Origin of the sequence: Aliiroseovarius marinus (assembly GCF_004360145.1) — a bacterium.
In the GTDB taxonomy this organism is placed as follows: domain Bacteria; phylum Pseudomonadota; class Alphaproteobacteria; order Rhodobacterales; family Rhodobacteraceae; genus Aliiroseovarius; species Aliiroseovarius marinus.
In genome coordinates this window covers 1-17206 of record NZ_SAIT01000016.1, presented here as the reverse complement: position 1 = coordinate 17206, position 17206 = coordinate 1, and the positions used below count along the sequence as shown (strand labels likewise).

Below are 17206 nucleotides of genomic sequence, written 5' to 3'. Positions count from 1 at the left end.
CGCACGTCACAGCCTGTCGAAAATCAGCAGATTTTTATTCATTTTCAACTTATTGGTGCGATCAAGGGGAAATCCTAGTGATCGTCGCCCTGTGCCAGTTCCGCAAGGCGATCCTGATCCTCGATCACGACGAAACCCTTTTCAAACCGAGCCACGCCGTCCTTGGCCCAGACCTTCAGCTGCCGGTTCACATTCTCGCGCGTCAGGCCAGCATAGGCGCCTAGCCAGCTTTGACTGGCCTTCACGGCAAGATGACCTTCTTCACCATGTACAGCGTTCTGAAGCAGCCTTAGCAGACAGGCCGCAAGACGCGCCTGCCCGCTTTGCATGGTCTGCACCTCGAACATTTCCGAGGCATTGCGGGCTTTCTGGCAAAGCGCTTCAATGACCAAGATGGCGCTGTCTGGATCCTCGCGGAACAGTTGCAACACGTCTTGGCGCTGCACCTCGACCGCTTCCATGGTTTCCAAGGCGACCACATCCGCACTGCGGGGGCCGCCATCCAGACAGGCGATATCGCCAAGAACATCGCCGGCCTTTGCCACGCCCAGAATGGATTTCTGTCCAACCGCGGTGGTCACGCTGATCTCGGCCGTGCCAGATGAGACGATCAAAAGCGTCAGGCCGGGATCGCCAAAGCGAAACACCACGTCCTTTTTCTTGTAGATGCGCGGGTGCCCGCGCTGACGCAACCGATCTAGTGCGCTGGCGCCAATTGAACTTAAAACCATGAATTCCCCGACTTAAGGTCAATTCAGATTAGAGATCATCGGCTGAAGGTCAACCAAAGGCAGGCCAATGGCTTCAACTTTTAAGTGACGGTTCCGTAAACGTAAAATGCCCCGAGCCAGTATTGCTCGGGGCATTTTGATGTGTCTATTCGGGAAACCCGGGCGGTTTATCCGCCGAAGTCATCCAACATGATGTCTTCGCGATCTACGCCCAGTTCCAGCAGCATGTTGATCACGGACTGGTTCATGATGGGCGGACCACACATGTAGTATTCGCAGTCTTCAGGGTTCGGGTGATCCTTCAGGTACTCGTCATGCAGGACGTTGTGGATGAAGCCGGTGTAACCGCCCCAATCGTCCTCGGGCAGCGCATCCGACAGCGCCACATGCCACGTGAAGTTCGGGAATTCTTCGGCAAGACTGTCGAAGTCTTCGACAAAGAACATCTCTTTCTTCGAGCGTGCACCATACCAGAAGGTGATCTTGCGATCCTTGTTCTTCAGACGCTTCAGCTGGTCGAAAATGTGCGAGCGCATGGGGGCCATACCTGCACCACCGCCGATGAACACCATCTCTTTGTCGGTCTCACGGGCGAAGAATTCACCGAACGGACCCGAAATGGTGACTTTGTCGCCCGGCTTCAGGTTGAAGATGTAAGACGACATCTGGCCCGGAGGAATGCCCTGCGATCCCGGCGGCGGCGAGGCCACACGGACGTTCAGCATGATCAGGCCTTTTTCATCCGGATAGTTCGCCATCGAATACGCACGTTCGATCGGCTCGGACACAGTGCTTTCGTACTGCCACAGGTTAAACTTGTCCCAGTCCTCGTGATACTCTTCGCCGATATCGAACTCTTTATAGTTCAGCTTGTGGGCCGGCGCTTCAATCTGGATGTAGCCACCCGCGCGGAAGTTCACGTCTTCGCCTTCCGGCAGTTCAAGAACCAGGTTCTTGATGAAGGTCGCGACGTTGTCGTTGGAACGCACGGTGCATTCCCACTTCTTAACGCCGAAGACCTCTTCCGGGACTTCGATTTCCATGTCCTGCTTCACGGCCACCTGACAGGACAGGCGGTCGCCACAGGCGGCTTCACGCTTGGTGATGTGGCTTTCCTCGGTCGGCAGGATCGACCCACCACCCGAGTGGATTTTCACACGGCACTGTGCGCAGGTCCCGCCACCACCACAGGCCGAGGGCACGAACAGCTGTTGTTCGGCCAGCGTTTGCAGAAGCTTACCGCCAGCCGGAACTGCGATTGTCTTCTCGCCATTGATGGTGATGTTCACGTCACCTGTGGACACCAGTTTCGAACGGGCGGCCAGAATGATCGAGACCAGCGCCAGAACGATCAGGGTGAAAAGGATGATGCCAAGGCTAAAGGTTGCCATATCTTTTTGCCCCTTACAGTTTCACGCCAGAGAAGGACATGAAGGCCATCGCCATCAGTCCCGCGGTGATGAAGGTGATCCCCAGACCTTGCAGGCCATCCGGGATGTCCGAATACTTCAGCTTTTCGCGCACACCTGCCATCGCGGTGATGGCCAGCGCCCAACCGAAGCCCGACGAGATGCCGTAGGTCACCGATTCTGCGAAGTCATAGCTACGCTCCACCATGAACAGCGAGCCACCAAGAATGGCGCAGTTCACCGTGATCAGCGGCAGGAACACACCCAGCGCGTTGTAAAGCGGCGGGAAGTACTTATCCAAAACCATCTCGAGGATCTGAACCAGCGCGGCGATCACGCCGATATAGGAAATCAGACCAAGAAAGGTCAGGTCCACATCCGCAAAGCCTGCCCAAGACAGCGCACCGGGGGCCAGCAGATAGGTCAGGATCAGGTTGTTGGCCGGCACAGTGATCGACTGCACCACCATGACCGAGATGCCCAGACCGATGGCGGTCGAGATCTTCTTCGACACGGCGATGAAGGTACACATGCCAAGGAAGAAGGACAGGGCCAGGTTTTCAACGAAGATCGCCTTCACGGCGAGGGAAAGTAGCGCTTCCATCAGTGAGCCTCGACCGTTTGAATTTTGTATTCACGCTCTTCGACCTGACCGGGTTTCCATGTGCGGAAGGCCCAAATGATCAGACCGATGATGAAGAACGCCGACGGGGGCAGAAGCAGCATGCCGTTGGGGACATACCAGCCACCGTTGTTCACGGTCTCCAGAATGGTCACGCCAAACAGGCTGCCCGAGCCAAAGAGCTCGCGGATCACGCCGACCAGCATCAGGATCAGACCATAGCCCAGACCGTTGCCGACGCCGTCGATGAAGCTGTCGATGGGGCCGTTCTTCATGGCGAACGCCTCGGCACGGCCCATCACGATACAGTTGGTGATGATCAGACCGACGAAAACCGACAGGGTTTTCGAGATCTCGTAGGCGAAGGCTTTCAGCACCTGATCCACCAGAATAACCAGCGACGCAATGATCACCATCTGAACGATGATGCGGATCGATCCGGGGATCTGGCTGCGGATCATCGAAATGAACAGCGACGCGAAGGCCGTCACCAAGGTCACCGCGATGGCCATAACGAAGGCCACCTGAAGCGACGAGGTCACCGCCAGCGCCGAACAAATCCCCAGCACCTGCAAGGTGATCGGGTTGTTGTCGACCAACGGGTCGATCAGCATCTCTCTGCGTTTATGGGCCATTAGATATCCCCCGCTTTCAGATTTGCCAGGAAGGGAGCATAGCCGCTTTCACCCATCCAGAAGTTCAGAAGGTTGTGCACACCCACCGTGGTCAGGGTTGCCCCTGCCAGCGCGTCGATGTGGTAATCCGCACCTGCTGCCGGAACCGATTTTGTCACGCTGATTTGCAGTTCACCGTTTTCGTCGGCCAGTTTCTTGCCATTCCAAAGCGACTTCCAACGCGGGTTGTCGACCTCGGCACCCAGACCCGGGGTCTCGGCGTGCTCGTAGAATTGCAGGGCGAAGATGTCGTTGCCGTTCTCTTCCAGCGCAATGAAGCCGTAAAGCGTCGACCACAGACCATAGCCGTGGATCGGCAAGATCACCTTGTCGATCGCGCCCGCGTCGTCTCGCAGCAGATAGACGGTGACGAACTTGCCCTGACGCACAATGCCTGCCGGATCTTCGTCCAGCGCGACCGAGGTTGCGGGATCTTCCGCAGCGGCGCGGTCATCAAAGCTGGCCACGTCAAACGCGTCGGTGAAGGCACCGGTTTCTAGTTCCAGAATACGCGGTTCGAACGCTTGGAAGCTTTCGACCACGTCGGCGTCGGGATCATAGATGCCCGCGACCTGCAGAATGTTGATCTGCTTGTCTTTCAGCGCGTTGACCTCTTGCAGCGGGCGCAGGGCCACGGCTGCGGCCGACACGATCATCGAGGCGACAAGGCAGAGCGTGACAGCCACGAAGACGGTTTTGCCAACCGAGTCAGCCGGTGCATCAAGAAAGCGGCGAATAGGGCCTTTGTTGGTGTTCAGATCGTTATCAGACATGGCGTTTTGCCCTGCGTTTGATGTTGGCCTGAACGACGAAATAGTCGATCAGCGGAGCGAAGACGTTGCCGAACAGGATCGCCAGCATCATGCCTTCCGGGAAAGCCGGGTTAATGACGCGGATCATCACGACCATGAAGCCGATCAGAGCGCCATAGATATAGCGGCCCATGTTGGTGTGCGCGCCGGAAACAGGCTCGGTCACCATGAAGACCAGACCGAAAGCGTAACCGCCCAGCACAAGGTGCCAGTACCACGGCATCGCGAACATCGGGTTGGTGTCGGAACCGATGGCGTTCAGCAGCAGCGAGAAGCCGATCATCCCGCCCAGACAGCCCACGACCATGCGGTAGTTTGCGATCTTGGTGACCAGAAGGAAGATCAGACCAAGGATACAAGCCAGAGTCGAGGTCTCGCCCATCGAGCCAGGGATGAAACCATAGAAGCTATCCCACCAGGTGATGCCGCGTGCGGCCAAAGCCTGAACACCGTCCGATGCAGACACGGCCAGTGCGGTCGCGCCAGTAAAGCCGTCGACCGGCACCCAGACGCTGTCGCCCGACAGCTGGGCCGGATAGGCGAAGTACAGGAAGGCACGGCCGGTCAACGCCGGGTTCAGGAAGTTCTTACCGGTACCACCGAAGACCTCTTTGCCGATGACCACACCAAAGATAATGCCCAGCGCAACCTGCCACAAAGGCGTCGTTGCGGGCACAATCAGCGCGTAAAGCATTGAGGAAACAAGGAAACCTTCGTTCACCTCGTGCTTGCGCACGGTGGCAAAGATCACCTCGAAAATACCGCCTGCAACCAGCGTGACGATATAGATCGGCAGGAAGTACAGCAAACCATGCGCCATGTTGGCGAAGGCGTTAGCGGGGTTAAACCCGATGCCCAGCGCCGAAATGATCGCCGCGCGCCAGCCCGAGGGGCCGAACTCGGCAATCGCCATGTTGGTCTGATAGCCGGTGTTATAGAGCGCCATCAGAATACAGGGGATCGTCGCGATGACCACATAGGTCATGATCCGCTTCATATCGACGTAGGACCGCGCATGGGGCGCAGCGGTCGTTACAGTTTTCGGCGTGTACAGGAAGCTTTCCACCATCTCGTAGATGGGGAAGTACTTTTCCCATTTTCCGCCTTTTTCAAAGTTCGGTTCGATCCGATCGAAAAAATTACGCAAGCCCAAAGGTCTACCCCTCTTTCTCGATCTTGGTCAGGCTGTCGCGCAGCGCCATCCCGTATTCGTATTTCGCAGGACAGGCAAAGCCGACAAGGCCCAGATCCTCTTCGTCCAGTTCAAGCGCACCCAGCGCCTGTGCCTGATCCGTGTCCATCACCAGAAGCGCGCGCAGAAGCTGGGTGGGCAGGAAGTCCTGCGGCATCAGCTCTTCAAACGTGCCGGTAGGCACCATCGCGCGGCGACCGCCGTTCAGGTTCGAGGTCAGCGGGAACTCGCGCTTGGCAAAGGCCGAGCCCAGAACCGGCTGAACCGCGTATTTGGCGAACATCGGGCGGATCCAACCCATCGGGATCTGCTTTTTGTCCTCTTCGATCAGGGTGATCTGGCGGGCATAGCGGCCAAGATAGCCGTTTGCGCCCTCGCCTGCCCGACCGCTAAGGACCGAACCCGAGATCATGCGCACCGGCAGATCGGAGGGAATGTCGCCAGCCGACAGATCAGCCATCGAGGCGCCCGCAATGGTGCGGATCAGGCGCGGGTTGGCGCAGGCGGGACCCGCCAGCGAGATGATGCAGGACGCATCATAAGTGCCAGTGGTCAACAAACGGCCAATGACGATCACGTCCTGATACCCGATGGTCCAAACCGTCTTGTCCGCGCGGGGCGGTTCAAGGAAATGCATGTGTGTGCCAGCCAGACCGGCAGGGTGCGGGCCTTCGAAGGCGGCAGCTTCCACGCCAGCGATGTCTTGCCCCGGCAGGGTCACACCATCGGCCTGACACAGATATGTCTTGCCGTCACTCAGCGAGGCCACAGCTTCCAAACCCTTGGCAAATGCCTCGGCATCTTCTGCGATGATCACGGCAGGATCAGCGGCCAGCGGCTCGGTATCCATGGCGTTCACATAGATCGCAGCCGGGCGGGTCACCGGATCGGGGACTTTAGAATAGGGACGCGTGCGGAACGCGGTCCAAAGACCGGCGGCGCACAGGCGCTGGGTCAGACCTTCGGGCGTTGCCACATCACCGACCGACGAGAAGTCAACGGCAGGCGCTGCGCCGTCCTTCACGTCAATCTCAATGCTGATCAGCTTGCGGCGTGCGCCGCGGTTGATGGCTTTGACCGTACCCGCCACCGGCGAGACAACCTGCACATCCGGCATGTCCTTGCTGATCAGAATCGGGGTACCTGCCCCAACCACATCACCTTCCGCGACCAGAATTCGCGGCTTCCAGCCGATGTAATCATCACCAAGAATGGCAACCGATTGCGGTAACGGCCCTTGTTCCACGCCCCCATTGGGCGCACCAGAGATCGGAATATTCAATCCTTTGCGTAGCCTAAACCGCTGCACAGTGTTCACCTCTTCAGATTGACTTGCAGCTATATGCAATATGTAGGGCGTGGTCGAAAGGGTCTTTTTACAAAGTTTAGGTCATTTTCTTGTTGAAAAGACCATTATTGTCTAAGACAAGCCTCACTGAATATTCAAAAACGACCCGTTCGCGACTGAAAGAGGTTCTCCTGTGCCCGACATGATCAAATTCTCACGCCGTTCCATCCTGTTCATGCCGCTGGCCTTGGCCGCGTGCAAAGGGTCTGCCGCTCGTGTCTTCAACCTGTCGGGCCTGACCATGGGCACCACCTATAATGTGGTCGCGATCGATTCTTCGAAAAGCGTGAACGAAGCTGACGTGAAGGCCGCCATCAACGGCGCGCTGGCGGAAGTGAACCAGCAGATGTCGAACTGGGACGCCAACTCGGAAATCTCGCGCTTCAACGCCGCAGCCAACACCGCACCGGTTCAGGTATCGCCGGAACTGGCGCATGTGATGAAGGCTGCCGACACCGTATATACCGCCAGCGAAGGCCGCTTCGACACCACGATGGGCCCGCTGATCGAACTGTGGGGCTTTGGTGCTCCGGGCAAGCGCCCGATGCCGCAGCAGGCCGAGATCGACAACGCGCTGGCCGCTGTTGGTCACCACAACACCATCAGTGTGGGCGAAGGCGCACTGCAGAAGAAACAAGCCGACGCGCAGGTGTATCTGGCAGCTATCGGCAAGGGCTATGGTGCCGATCGTGTGGGTCAGGCGCTGGAAAGCTTTGGCATCACCGACTATCTGGTTGAGATCGGCGGCGACCTGTTCGCCTCGGGCCGCAACCCTGATGGTCTGCCCTGGCAGATCGGGATCGAGACGCCCGCGTCGCTGAACAACGGCATCTTTGATGTGGTTGGTATCTCGGGTCTTGGTCTGGCCTCGTCCGGTGACTATCGCAACTATTTTGAGAAAGACGGTCAGCGCTATTCGCACGTGATTGATCCGGCCACCGGCCAGCCGATCACGCACCGCACTGCCTCGGCCACTGTGCTGGCAGAAAACTCAATGATGGCAGATGCTTGGGCGACCGCGATGCTGATCCTTGGCCGCGAGCGCGGTCTGGAAATCGCCGCAGCGCACGACGTTGCTGTCCTGTTCGTCGAGCGCGACACTGAGGCCACCAGCCTGCAGTTCAAATCATCCGCAAGCGACGCCTTCACGCGCCTGACCGCGTAACAAATCGGAGAGCTTCATGGCCACCTTCCTTCTGACTTTTGGCGTACTTCTTGTCATCATGCTGGGCATGGCCCTTGGCGTGATCATGGCAGGCAAGACGATCAAAGGCAGTTGTGGTGGCCTGAACGCCATCAGCGATGCGGATCAGTGCGTTGTATGCAGCAAGGACATTGATCCCAACAGCCCCCTGCGTGATCGCCTGACACAGTGCCCGCGCAAAAAGAAGATGTTGGAGCAGATGCAGGCGGAAAGCTAAGCCGCACGCCGGAATATCGACTTAGGGGCCCCTACCCCTAGCCTGCCCCGGCCAAGGGGACAAATCCCAAAACAAGCAGCCCAGCGGCTGTCAGAACGCCGTAGATCCACAGCAAATAGCGTGGGCCTTCGGTCTTCCAAACCCGTCGATATTGATAGCCGCAAAAGCAGGCCAACACGAAGATCACCGTCGCGACCGGGGATGAAAGTGCAAGCTGCGACATTTTTTATCTCCTGAAATCGATTGGCTGGGTTATGCTTCCTCTATGTGCATACCGCAACTGCTCAGGGAGGACAGCAAAACATGCCCACATCGTATCAGGCCCCCATGCGACAGGATCAAAAAGGATCGAAAAGCCAAAGCCAGGATCCATCCAGCAATCTCAAGGCGAAAACCGCCGTGGTTGGGGACATCCTGAGCAACAAGGGCGGCGATGTGATCGCCATTCGTCCGCAAGAGACCTTGGGCCGTGCCGTCGAAATTCTGCGCGACAAACGAATCGGCGCCTTGGTCGTGACCGACAGCACCGGCGCGCTGTGTGGCATCCTGTCGGAACGCGATATTGTGCGGAAACTGGCCGACACGCCGGGCCAGACCCTGCCCCAACTGGTCGAGGACGTGATGACCAAAGAGGTGCAGACCTGTGGCACAGACGACCCCTTGGTCTCGGTCCTGAAACGCATGAGCGACGGGAAGTTCCGCCACATGCCTGTGATGGACGACACCGGCCCGATTGGCATGGTCACCATCGGCGACGTCATCACCCATCGTTTGAACGAAGTTGAGCACGAGGCCCTGCAACTGAAGCAGCTGATCGTGGGCTAACGGGCGCGACAAAGGTCGAATCACAGTCACGCGCGGCAATGGTCCGCGCGTTTCTATTTGGGCGCACGAAACGCCAACAAATGCATGCGCATTGCTGAGTATGAACCATCCATTTCGGGAAGTGTACGATGGTGCTGTGAGGGAGGATTGAACTCCCGACCTCACCCTTACCAAGGGTGCGCTCTACCACTGAGCTACCACAGCGTCCTATCGTGAGCGGCTGACTAAACGTATTCGCTGACGGGTGCAAGGGTATTCTGGACCCTTTTTTCATTCCGCGTTACAGAAGAGCCCATGGAGCGGAAAAACACATCTCAAAAGCCCACAAAAAAAGGGGCGGATCGCGAAGCGCGGCTGAAGGCAGCGTTGAAAGCGAATATGGGTCGGCGCAAGGCGCAGGCCAAGGCACGGGCTGCGTCGGACGATGATGCGGCAAAAAATGAACAAGATTAAAGGTAAGGCAGGTACATGGATTCGATTGTAGTGACCGGCGGCAGCGAGCTGCGTGGAGAAATTCCGATTGCGGGGGCGAAAAACGCCTGTCTGACCCTGATGCCCGCTACGATTCTGTCGGACGAGCCTCTGACCCTGACCAACGCCCCGCGTCTGTCGGACATCAAGACGATGACCCAGTTGCTGGAAAGCTTGGGGGCCGAGGCCGCGTCGATGCAGGACGGCCAGGTTCTGACCATGTCCAGCCATAACCTCGACAACCACGTCGCGGATTATGACATCGTGCGGAAGATGCGCGCGTCAAATCTGGTTCTCGGGCCGATGTTGGCCCGTCTGGGCCACGCCGTTGTCTCGCTGCCCGGCGGCTGCGCCATTGGCGCCCGTCCGATGGACCTGCACATTCATGGGCTTGAGAAACTTGGCGCCGAAATCGAGCTGAAAGACGGCTATCTGCACGCCAAGGCGCCGCGCGGCCTAAAAGGTGCCGAGATCGAGCTGGCCTTTGCTTCCGTTGGCGCGACCGAGAACATCCTGATGGCCTCGACCCTGGCCAAAGGCACCACCGTCATTCGCAACGCAGCCCGCGAGCCGGAAATCGTCGATCTGGCGGACTGCCTGCGCAAGATGGGCGCGCAGATCGAAGGCGACGGCACCTCGGAAATCGTCATTCAGGGCGTCGACCGTCTGCACGGCGCGACTCACCCCGTTGTCACCGACCGTATTGAACTTGGCACCTACATGCTGGCCCCGGCCATTGCGGGTGGCGAAGTGGAATGTCTGGGCGGGAAGATCTCGCTGGTCGAAAGCTTCTGCGAAAAGCTGGATGCGGCGGGCATCCACGTGGAAGAGACCGAACGTGGCCTGAAGGTCGCGCGCCGCAATGGTCGCGTCTCTGCCGTGGACGTAACGACCGAGCCCTTCCCCGGCTTCCCCACCGACTTGCAGGCCCAGATGATGGCGATGCTGTGTACGGCCGAGGGCACCTCGACCCTGCACGAAACCATCTTTGAAAACCGCTTCATGCACGCCCCCGAACTGATGCGCATGGGCGCGAATATCGAGGTGCATGGCGGCACGGCCACCGTGCATGGTGTTGAAAAGCTGAAAGGGGCGCCTGTGATGGCGACCGATCTGCGTGCGTCTGTGTCGCTGATTCTGGCCGGTCTGGCTGCTGAGGGCGAAACCGTCGTCAGCCGCGTCTATCACCTTGATCGCGGATACGAGAAAGTGGTGCGCAAACTGTCCTCGATCGGGGCCAAGGTCGAACGCGTGAAGGAGTGACCGACATGCAAGATGCACGGTTCGAAGATGGCGGCGAGAACGCCCTGAAGCTGGTGGCGCTGGATGCCGAAGACCTTGCGGTGGTTTCGGCCCTGACGCAGGACGCGGTGTTCCCTGCGTCCGAAATCTCGTGGAATCCCGCCCAGCGCCGCTTTGCGCTGCTGATCAACCGCTTCCGTTGGGAAGATAAGAAAGCCGCCGAAGTGCGCGGTCGCCCCGTCGAACGCGTGCAATCGGTGCTGTCCGTCTCGGATGTTCTAAAAGTGCAAAGCCAAGGCGTTCAGAAAGGCGACCAGGATATGATCTTGTCGCTTTTGTCCCTGTCCTTCACGCCCGGCGACGACGGTATGGGCCGCATCGAGCTGGTTCTAGCTGGCGATGGCGCTATTGCATTGGATGTCGAAGCGCTGGACGTGACCCTGCAAGACGTCACCCGGCCTTATATCGCGCCGTCGAAACACACGCCGACGCACGATCTAACTGAGTGATCCCCCTGCCTGCTTGAAGCAATGCCGCGCCGCAGCTAAAACGGCGCAAAGGAGAGCGCCATGCCCCAGTTTCTGAACAGCACATCCGCCGATTTCGAGGCCCGCTTTACCGCGCTTCTGTCGATGAAACGCGAAGACAGCCCAGATGTGGATGCCGCCGTGGCGGGGATCATTGCCGATGTGCGTGAACGTGGGGATCAGGCGGTGATCGACCTGACCTCGAAATTCGACCGCATGGACCTGACGCCGGACGCGCTGCGCTTCTCAGAAGCCGAGATCGAGGCGGAATGCGCCAAGGTCTCGGACGAAGATCGCGCAGCGCTGGAACTGGCCGCCGAGCGCATCCGCGCCTATCACACCCGCCAGATGCCTGAGGATCAGCGCTGGACCGACGACAGCGGGGCCGATCTGGGCTGGCGTTGGAGTGCCGTCTCTGCCGCGGGTCTTTACGTCCCCGGCGGGCTGGCGAGCTATCCTTCCTCGGTCCTAATGAACGCCATCCCGGCGAAAGTTGCTGGCGTCGAGCGTCTGGCGATTACAGTGCCCACACCCGACGGGATCTCGAACCCGTTGGTGTTGCTGGCCGCGAAGATCGCTGGCGTGGATGAGATCTATCGCATTGGTGGCGCACAGGCCGTGGCCGCGCTGGCTTATGGCACCGACACCATCGCTCCCGTGGACAAGATCACCGGACCGGGCAACGCCTTTGTCGCCGCCGCCAAGCGCCGCGTCTTTGGCAAGGTGGGCATCGACATGATCGCGGGGCCTTCGGAAATTCTGGTCATTGCGGATGCGGACAATGATCCCGATTGGCTGGCCTTGGACCTGATGAGCCAAGCCGAGCACGACGAAAGTGCCCAATCGATTCTGATCACCACCGATGAAGCCTTTGGCCAGAAAGTGGCCGATGCCGTCGCCGCGCGTCTGGAGACGCTAGAACGTCGCGAAATCGCAGGTGCCAGCTGGCGCGACTTCGGCGCGGTGATCACCGTGCGTGATCTGGACGAGGCCGCCGCGCTGTCGAACCGCATCGCGCCTGAGCACCTCGAACTCTGCGTCGCCGACCCCGAAGCCCTGTCGGACAAATGCGTCCACGCCGGCGCCATCTTTATCGGTAAGTTCACACCCGAGGCCATCGGCGACTATGTCGGCGGGCCAAACCACGTGCTGCCCACGGCGCGCTCGGCCCGCTTCAGCTCGGGCCTGTCGGTGATGGATTTCCTGAAACGCACCACACTGGCGCGTATGACACCCGGCGCGCTGGCCGCCATCGGACCCGCTGCCGAAACCCTCGCCATTTCCGAAAGTCTTGAGGCGCATGGCCTGTCCGTGCGCGCAAGGCTTGACGCCCTTAACGATTGACCCTCAGATAGTGCCAATGACCACGAACCGCATCACCCATATCGAGATAGACGATACCGGCCTTGCCGCGCCCACGCCCGAAATCGAGCAGGAGCGCAAAGTCGCGATTTTCGATCTGTTGGAAGACAACAGCTTTGATCTGGCCCCGCGCGGCGATCAGCCTGCCCCGGATGGTCCCTATCATCTGGCCCTGGCAATCCGCGAGAAACGTCTGGTGGTCGACGCCAAGACCGAAGCGGGCGATCCGGCGGGTGAATTCCACCTGTCGCTTGGCCCATTCCGTCAGGTTGTGAAGGACTACTTCGCGATCTGCGAAAGCTATTTCGACGCGGTGAAGAAATTGCCCCCCAGCCAGATCGAGGCCATCGACATGGCCCGTCGCGGCATTCACAACGAAGGTGCGCGCGTTCTTCAGGAACGGCTTGAGGGCAAGGCAGACATCGATATCGACACTGCCCGTCGCCTGTTTACCCTGATCTGCGTGTTGCACTGGGGGTGAGCTTGAGCGCCGATCGTCCCCAATCCGTGCTGTTTTGCTGTGACCACAATTCTGTGCGTTCACCGATGGCCGAAGGGATGATGAAGGCGTTTTATGGTCACGACATTTATGTGCAGTCGGCAGGCGTCCACAGCGAGCTTGAGATTGACGGATTTTCCGTCGCCGTCTGCGACGAACTGGGCATTCACCTGTCCGGCCACCGGGTGCGCAGCTTTGACCAGATGGAGGAATGGGGCGACGACCTGTCCAGTTTCGACCTGATCATCGCCCTGTCCCCCGCCAGCCAACGCCGCGCGCTTGAACTGACCCGCGTGTTCCATCTGGACGTGGAATACTGGCCCATCCTTGACCCAACCGGTCTGGGCACGCGGCGCGATGAAAAGCTGGTGAATTACCGACAGGCGCGCGATCAGATTCGGGACCGGATCATCGAACGGTTCGGCGCTCCGACGCAGGATGCTTCTTCGGCGTGACTTAGACGCCGCATGACGTTGGCAGCAAATCTGGCATCTGTGCCGAATTCCCTTGAAAACCGGGACGTTTCCCCCCATTTAGTAGGCGCCCACGATGGGTGGGTGTAAATACAGGAGTGAACATGGCCAAGGAAGAACTGCTCGAATTCCCCGGTGTCGTTAAGGAACTCCTGCCGAACGCGACATTTCTGGTCGAGCTGGAGAACGGCCATACGATCATCGCTCACACGGCAGGTAAGATGCGCAAAAACCGCATCCGCGTTCTGGCTGGCGACAAGGTGCAGGTCGAAATGACCCCCTATGATCTGACCAAGGGTCGGATCAACTATCGCTTCAAGTAAGCGTCGTCGCGCATGTCGCGTCCCAAACTGATTCTGGGCTCTGGTAGCCCAAGACGGGCCGAGTTGCTGGGGCAGCTCGGCCTTGTTGCTGACGACATCCGCCCACCGGATGTGGATGAGACGCCCGAAAAGGGCGAGCTTCCGTTGACCTATTGCCGCCGGATTGCGGCCTCGAAAGCTGCTGCGATGTCTGTCGCCACTGACGAGGTCGTGCTGTGCGCCGACACCACCGTCGCGCTTGGACGTCGCATCATGGGCAAGCCCGAAGATGCCGCCCAAGCCGCCGAGTTTCTGTTGGCCCTGTCGGGGCGCCGTCACCGGGTGATCACCTCGGTCGTGGTGCGCAACACCACCGGCACCTGGGCGCGCGATGTGGTCACGGATGTCAAAATGAAGCGCCTGTCAAATGAAGAACTGAACGGCTATCTAGCCACCGGCGACTGGCAGGGCAAAGCGGGCGGTTACGCCATCCAAGGCCCCGCCGGTGCGTTCATCCCATGGATTCAGGGCAGCTATACCGCCGTCGTCGGCCTGCCCGTCGCGGAAACCGCCGGGCTGCTTCAGGCCGCGGGCTTCCCCCTATATGGAGCAGAGACATGAAGGGCAGCGTGATTGCGCTTGATACCTACAAGGGCCGCATGGCCGCGGCGCAGATCACCGACGGGGCGCTGACCGATCTGCTGATCGAACCGCCCGAGGGCGTCGTGCTCCCCGGTGCCATCTTCCGCGCAATTTGCGACCGCCCTCTGAAGGGCCAAGGCGGCATGATGTTACGCCTGCCGGGTGGCCAGACGGGGTTCCTGCGTCAAGGCAAAGGTCTGAAACCGGGCGAACGTATTCTGGTACAGGTCACTGGCTTTGGTGACGACGGCAAGGCCGTTCCCGTCACGCAAAAGGTGCTCTTCAAAAGCCGCTATGCGATCGTCACCCCCGGCGCGCCGGGCATCAATGTCAGCCGCGCGATTCGCGATGACGACGCCCGTGTGCGCCTTTTGGAAATCGCACATGAGGTTATGGGCGGCGCAGAGGAAGGTCTGATCATCCGATCCGTCGCTGAAAAGGGCGCGAACGATGATGTGGCGGCTGACATTGCTGCCATGCTCGACCTCAGCCGTGCGGTGCTGGCCGATTCTGAAGGCGACGCCGAGCTTCTGGTTGACGGCCCCGACCCACACGAGCTTGCGTGGCGAGAATGGCCGGAACCGGACCAGTTGGACGCCGCTGAGGGCGCGTTTGACCGCCATAATGTGCACGAGATGATCGACGCCGCCCGGGGTGCCTTTGTGCGCCTGACCGGCGGAGCGTCCATGTTCGTTGAGCCCACCCGCGCGCTCGTGGCCGTGGACGTCAACACGGGCGGAGACACCAGCCCAGCGGCGGGTCTGAAGGCCAACATTGCTGCAGCCCGTGCCCTTCCCGCCGCGCTGAGATGCCGGGGCTTGGGCGGCCAGATCGTCATCGACTTCGCCCCCTGCCCCAAAAAAGACCGCCGCCAGTTGGAACAGGTTCTGCGCGCGGCTTTGAAAGCCGAGGGCATCGAAACCGCCATGGTCGGCTGGACCCAGTTGGGCCTGTTTGAGCTGCAGCGGAAACGCGAACGCCTGCCCCTCTCGCGCTGCCTGGAGAAACGCTAATGGCTTGTCCCATCTGCGAAAAAGACACGGATCCGAAGTACCGCCCATTTTGCTCGAGGCGCTGCGCTGATGTTGATCTGGGCCGTTGGCTGAACGGCTCTTACGCCGTCCCCGCCGACAGTCCCGAGGATCTGGACGAGGCCGCAGAAGCCATGTCTCAGGCCCTTTCGCGCGAAACTTTGAAGCCGCACTGAAAAACCTTCGAAAAACCAACTTTTCCCTCTGGACACCGCCGACCCCCACGACTAAAACGCGCCCACCCGAACGATAAAACGTTCACCCGTGCCCGGGTAGCTCAGGGGTAGAGCAGTGGATTGAAAATCCTCGTGTCGGTGGTTCGATTCCGCCCCCGGGCACCACTTCCAAAGCTAACTCATTGGTTTTGCTCCAGCTTTTTGCAGCTGCTAGGAGCCGTAGACCATGTCGGAGACCATTTCGCGCCCGTTCACCTTCGTGAAAGACGGGGTTTTCTATTTCAGCCGTCGCATCCCGAAAGAGCTAAGGGATCACTACACCTCGCCCCGGATCGCCTATTCCCTTCGCACGAAGTCACCCAAGATTGCCGAAGCCCGAGCAAGAAGAGCTGCCGATCAGCTCGACGAGTACTGGTACCACTTGAGGTGTCGTGACGTAGAGCTGCCGGGAAAGCACATGCTGAGGCTGCAGCGGGCGACAGGAGCGGAGGTCGTTGATCAGCCGCTTGTTATCTCTCCGTCATCTGTTTTGTTGTCAGAGGCTGTGGGGATTTATCTGCAGCTGAAGGGCAAAGGTCGTCCTGTGACCTTCCACCGAGCCGCTGAGCGGGCCTGTGGCTACGTCATCGACGCCTGTGGGGATAAGCACCTCGACGCCTACACCAAGGCCGATGCCAACGCTTTCCGCGATGCTCTGATCGCTCGTGGTCTTGCTGGCAGCAGCATGACAAGGGTCTTCGGTACCGTCAGGGCCGTGACGAACTTCGCCGCAAGTGAACAGGGCCTCACCCTGAACAACCCCTTTGCTGGCGTCTACTACGACAGATCAGCTGGCGTCTCAGGTCGCACAGCGGTTCCCGCCGATGCCCTCGCTACAGTTCAAGCGAAGTGCAGGGAGCTTGACGATGATCTGCGCTGGCTGGTCGCCCTCGTGTCTGACACAGGGATGCGCTTGGCAGAAGCTGCGGGGATGACCAGAGAGGACCTGATCCGAGGTGAAGACGGGTCTCTGTTCGCCCGGGTCCGCCCCCATCCATGGCGTCGTCTCAAGACCAAAGGCAGTGAAAGGGATGTCCCCCTAGAAGGAGAAGCACGTTGGGCGGCTCAACGTATCCTCGACCAACAAGCCATCTCCCAGTTCGCTTTCCCTCGGTACAACAAGTCGGACACAACGAACGCCAATGCAGCGAGTGCCGCACTGAACAAATGGATGAAGGAACACGTACCTGCAGGATGTTCTATGCACAGCTTCCGCCACTCGATGCGGGATCGCCTCAGGGCCGTTGAGTGCCCCGCCGACATCGTTGATCAGATCGGGGGGTGGCAGACGGACGGAGTGGGCCATGGATACGGCTCTGGTTACCCGCTGGAGGTCCTCAGGAAGTGGATGAAGGCTGTCGCGGGGGCCGACATGGTCTACGGCTCCTAGCAGCTGCAAAAAGCTGGA

The 17206-nt window shown here is 59.5% G+C and carries 21 protein-coding genes and 2 tRNA genes; 14 read left to right on the top strand and 9 right to left on the bottom strand.

The annotated features are described in order from the left end of the window. Window positions 1–74 precede the first annotated feature (74 nt). The 7 genes from EOL43_RS13285 to EOL43_RS13255 all read right to left on the bottom strand — a co-directional run bounded on the left by EOL43_RS13285 (window position 75) and on the right by EOL43_RS13255 (window position 6749). Window positions 75–731, bottom strand: coding sequence for a Crp/Fnr family transcriptional regulator (locus EOL43_RS13285; RefSeq protein ID WP_133489399.1), 657 nt, complete (start codon window positions 729–731; stop codon window positions 75–77). A gap of 167 nt (window positions 732–898) precedes the next feature. Next, window positions 899–2122 carry an NADH:ubiquinone reductase (Na(+)-transporting) subunit F gene (nqrF, locus tag EOL43_RS13280; protein WP_133489398.1) on the bottom strand — a complete coding sequence of 408 codons (1224 nt, stop codon included), beginning with the start codon at window positions 2120–2122 and terminating at the stop codon, window positions 899–901. 13 nt (window positions 2123–2135) lie between these two features. Continuing rightward, the gene (nqrE, locus tag EOL43_RS13275) at window positions 2136–2744 is read right to left on the bottom strand and encodes an NADH:ubiquinone reductase (Na(+)-transporting) subunit E (protein WP_108856976.1); all 609 of its coding nucleotides are present in this window, start codon (window positions 2742–2744) and stop codon (window positions 2136–2138) included. Continuing rightward, complete coding sequence (locus EOL43_RS13270; protein WP_133489397.1) at window positions 2744–3397, bottom strand: NADH:ubiquinone reductase (Na(+)-transporting) subunit D; 654 nt, start codon at window positions 3395–3397, stop codon at window positions 2744–2746. Before EOL43_RS13270 ends, nqrE begins: the two co-directional genes overlap by 1 nt. Next, complete coding sequence (locus tag EOL43_RS13265) at window positions 3397–4209, bottom strand: Na(+)-translocating NADH-quinone reductase subunit C (protein ID WP_133489396.1); 813 nt, start codon at window positions 4207–4209, stop codon at window positions 3397–3399. The genes EOL43_RS13270 and EOL43_RS13265 overlap by 1 nt, the downstream gene beginning before the upstream one ends. Next, window positions 4202–5401 (bottom strand): NADH:ubiquinone reductase (Na(+)-transporting) subunit B, encoded by a 1200-nt coding sequence (locus tag EOL43_RS13260; RefSeq protein WP_133489395.1) that lies wholly within the window; start codon window positions 5399–5401, stop codon window positions 4202–4204. The genes EOL43_RS13265 and EOL43_RS13260 overlap by 8 nt, the downstream gene beginning before the upstream one ends. Before the next feature lie 4 nt (window positions 5402–5405). Further along, the gene (locus EOL43_RS13255; protein ID WP_133489470.1) at window positions 5406–6749 is read right to left on the bottom strand and encodes a Na(+)-translocating NADH-quinone reductase subunit A; all 1344 of its coding nucleotides are present in this window, start codon (window positions 6747–6749) and stop codon (window positions 5406–5408) included. A 181-nt stretch (window positions 6750–6930) separates the two neighbouring features. Here EOL43_RS13255 and EOL43_RS13250 point away from each other — a divergent pair, with 181 nt between their 5' ends. Both EOL43_RS13250 and nqrM read left to right on the top strand, forming a co-directional pair. Then, a complete protein-coding gene (locus EOL43_RS13250) occupies window positions 6931–7953 on the top strand; it encodes an FAD:protein FMN transferase (RefSeq protein WP_240686560.1) in 1023 nt (340 codons plus the stop codon). A gap of 16 nt (window positions 7954–7969) precedes the next feature. After that, window positions 7970–8209, top strand: coding sequence for a (Na+)-NQR maturation NqrM (gene nqrM, locus EOL43_RS13245; protein ID WP_133489393.1), 240 nt, complete (start codon window positions 7970–7972; stop codon window positions 8207–8209). A 37-nt stretch (window positions 8210–8246) separates the two neighbouring features. Here the strand turns inward: nqrM and EOL43_RS13240 are convergent, their stop codons facing one another. Then, entirely contained in the window at window positions 8247–8432 is a 186-nt protein-coding gene (locus EOL43_RS13240) for a hypothetical protein (protein WP_133489391.1), read from the bottom strand. 80 nt (window positions 8433–8512) lie between these two features. On the opposite strand from EOL43_RS13240, the gene EOL43_RS13235 reads away from it, so the two are divergent. Then, the gene (locus tag EOL43_RS13235) at window positions 8513–9034 is read left to right on the top strand and encodes a CBS domain-containing protein (protein WP_133489389.1); all 522 of its coding nucleotides are present in this window, start codon (window positions 8513–8515) and stop codon (window positions 9032–9034) included. A 129-nt stretch (window positions 9035–9163) separates the two neighbouring features. Here the strand turns inward: EOL43_RS13235 and EOL43_RS13230 are convergent. Continuing rightward, window positions 9164–9238 (bottom strand) — tRNA-Thr (locus tag EOL43_RS13230). 264 nt (window positions 9239–9502) lie between these two features. Between EOL43_RS13230 and murA the strand changes: the two genes are divergently transcribed. The 11 genes from murA (at window position 9503) to EOL43_RS13175 (ending at window position 17188) form a co-directional block, all read left to right on the top strand. Then, a complete protein-coding gene (gene murA / locus EOL43_RS13225; protein ID WP_133489387.1) occupies window positions 9503–10768 on the top strand; it encodes a UDP-N-acetylglucosamine 1-carboxyvinyltransferase in 1266 nt (421 codons plus the stop codon). A 5-nt stretch (window positions 10769–10773) separates the two neighbouring features. Beyond that, window positions 10774–11256, top strand: coding sequence for a DUF2948 family protein (locus EOL43_RS13220; protein ID WP_133489385.1), 483 nt, complete (start codon window positions 10774–10776; stop codon window positions 11254–11256). Window positions 11257–11316: 60 nt separating this feature from the next. Beyond that, window positions 11317–12618 (top strand): histidinol dehydrogenase, encoded by a 1302-nt coding sequence (gene hisD / locus EOL43_RS13215; RefSeq protein ID WP_133489383.1) that lies wholly within the window; start codon window positions 11317–11319, stop codon window positions 12616–12618. 16 nt (window positions 12619–12634) lie between these two features. Then, window positions 12635–13117, top strand: coding sequence for a UPF0262 family protein (locus EOL43_RS13210; RefSeq protein WP_133489381.1), 483 nt, complete (start codon window positions 12635–12637; stop codon window positions 13115–13117). Between the two features lie 2 nt (window positions 13118–13119). Then, on the top strand, window positions 13120–13590 hold the full coding sequence (locus EOL43_RS13205; RefSeq protein WP_133489379.1) for an arsenate-mycothiol transferase ArsC: 471 nt from the start codon (window positions 13120–13122) through the stop codon (window positions 13588–13590). A gap of 122 nt (window positions 13591–13712) precedes the next feature. Next, a complete protein-coding gene (gene infA, locus EOL43_RS13200; RefSeq protein WP_008186030.1) occupies window positions 13713–13931 on the top strand; it encodes a translation initiation factor IF-1 in 219 nt (72 codons plus the stop codon). A 12-nt stretch (window positions 13932–13943) separates the two neighbouring features. Next, window positions 13944–14531 (top strand): Maf family protein, encoded by a 588-nt coding sequence (locus EOL43_RS13195; RefSeq protein WP_133489377.1) that lies wholly within the window; start codon window positions 13944–13946, stop codon window positions 14529–14531. After that, a complete protein-coding gene (locus tag EOL43_RS13190) occupies window positions 14528–15565 on the top strand; it encodes a ribonuclease E/G (protein WP_133489375.1) in 1038 nt (345 codons plus the stop codon). The genes EOL43_RS13195 and EOL43_RS13190 overlap by 4 nt, the downstream gene beginning before the upstream one ends. Then, window positions 15565–15759 carry a DNA gyrase inhibitor YacG gene (locus EOL43_RS13185; protein WP_133489372.1) on the top strand — a complete coding sequence of 65 codons (195 nt, stop codon included), beginning with the start codon at window positions 15565–15567 and terminating at the stop codon, window positions 15757–15759. The genes EOL43_RS13190 and EOL43_RS13185 overlap by 1 nt, the downstream gene beginning before the upstream one ends. 90 nt (window positions 15760–15849) lie before the next feature. Further along, window positions 15850–15924: transfer RNA gene (locus tag EOL43_RS13180), tRNA-Phe, on the top strand. A gap of 61 nt (window positions 15925–15985) precedes the next feature. Next, a complete protein-coding gene (locus EOL43_RS13175) occupies window positions 15986–17188 on the top strand; it encodes a DUF6538 domain-containing protein (RefSeq protein WP_133489370.1) in 1203 nt (400 codons plus the stop codon). Window positions 17189–17206 lie beyond the last annotated feature (18 nt).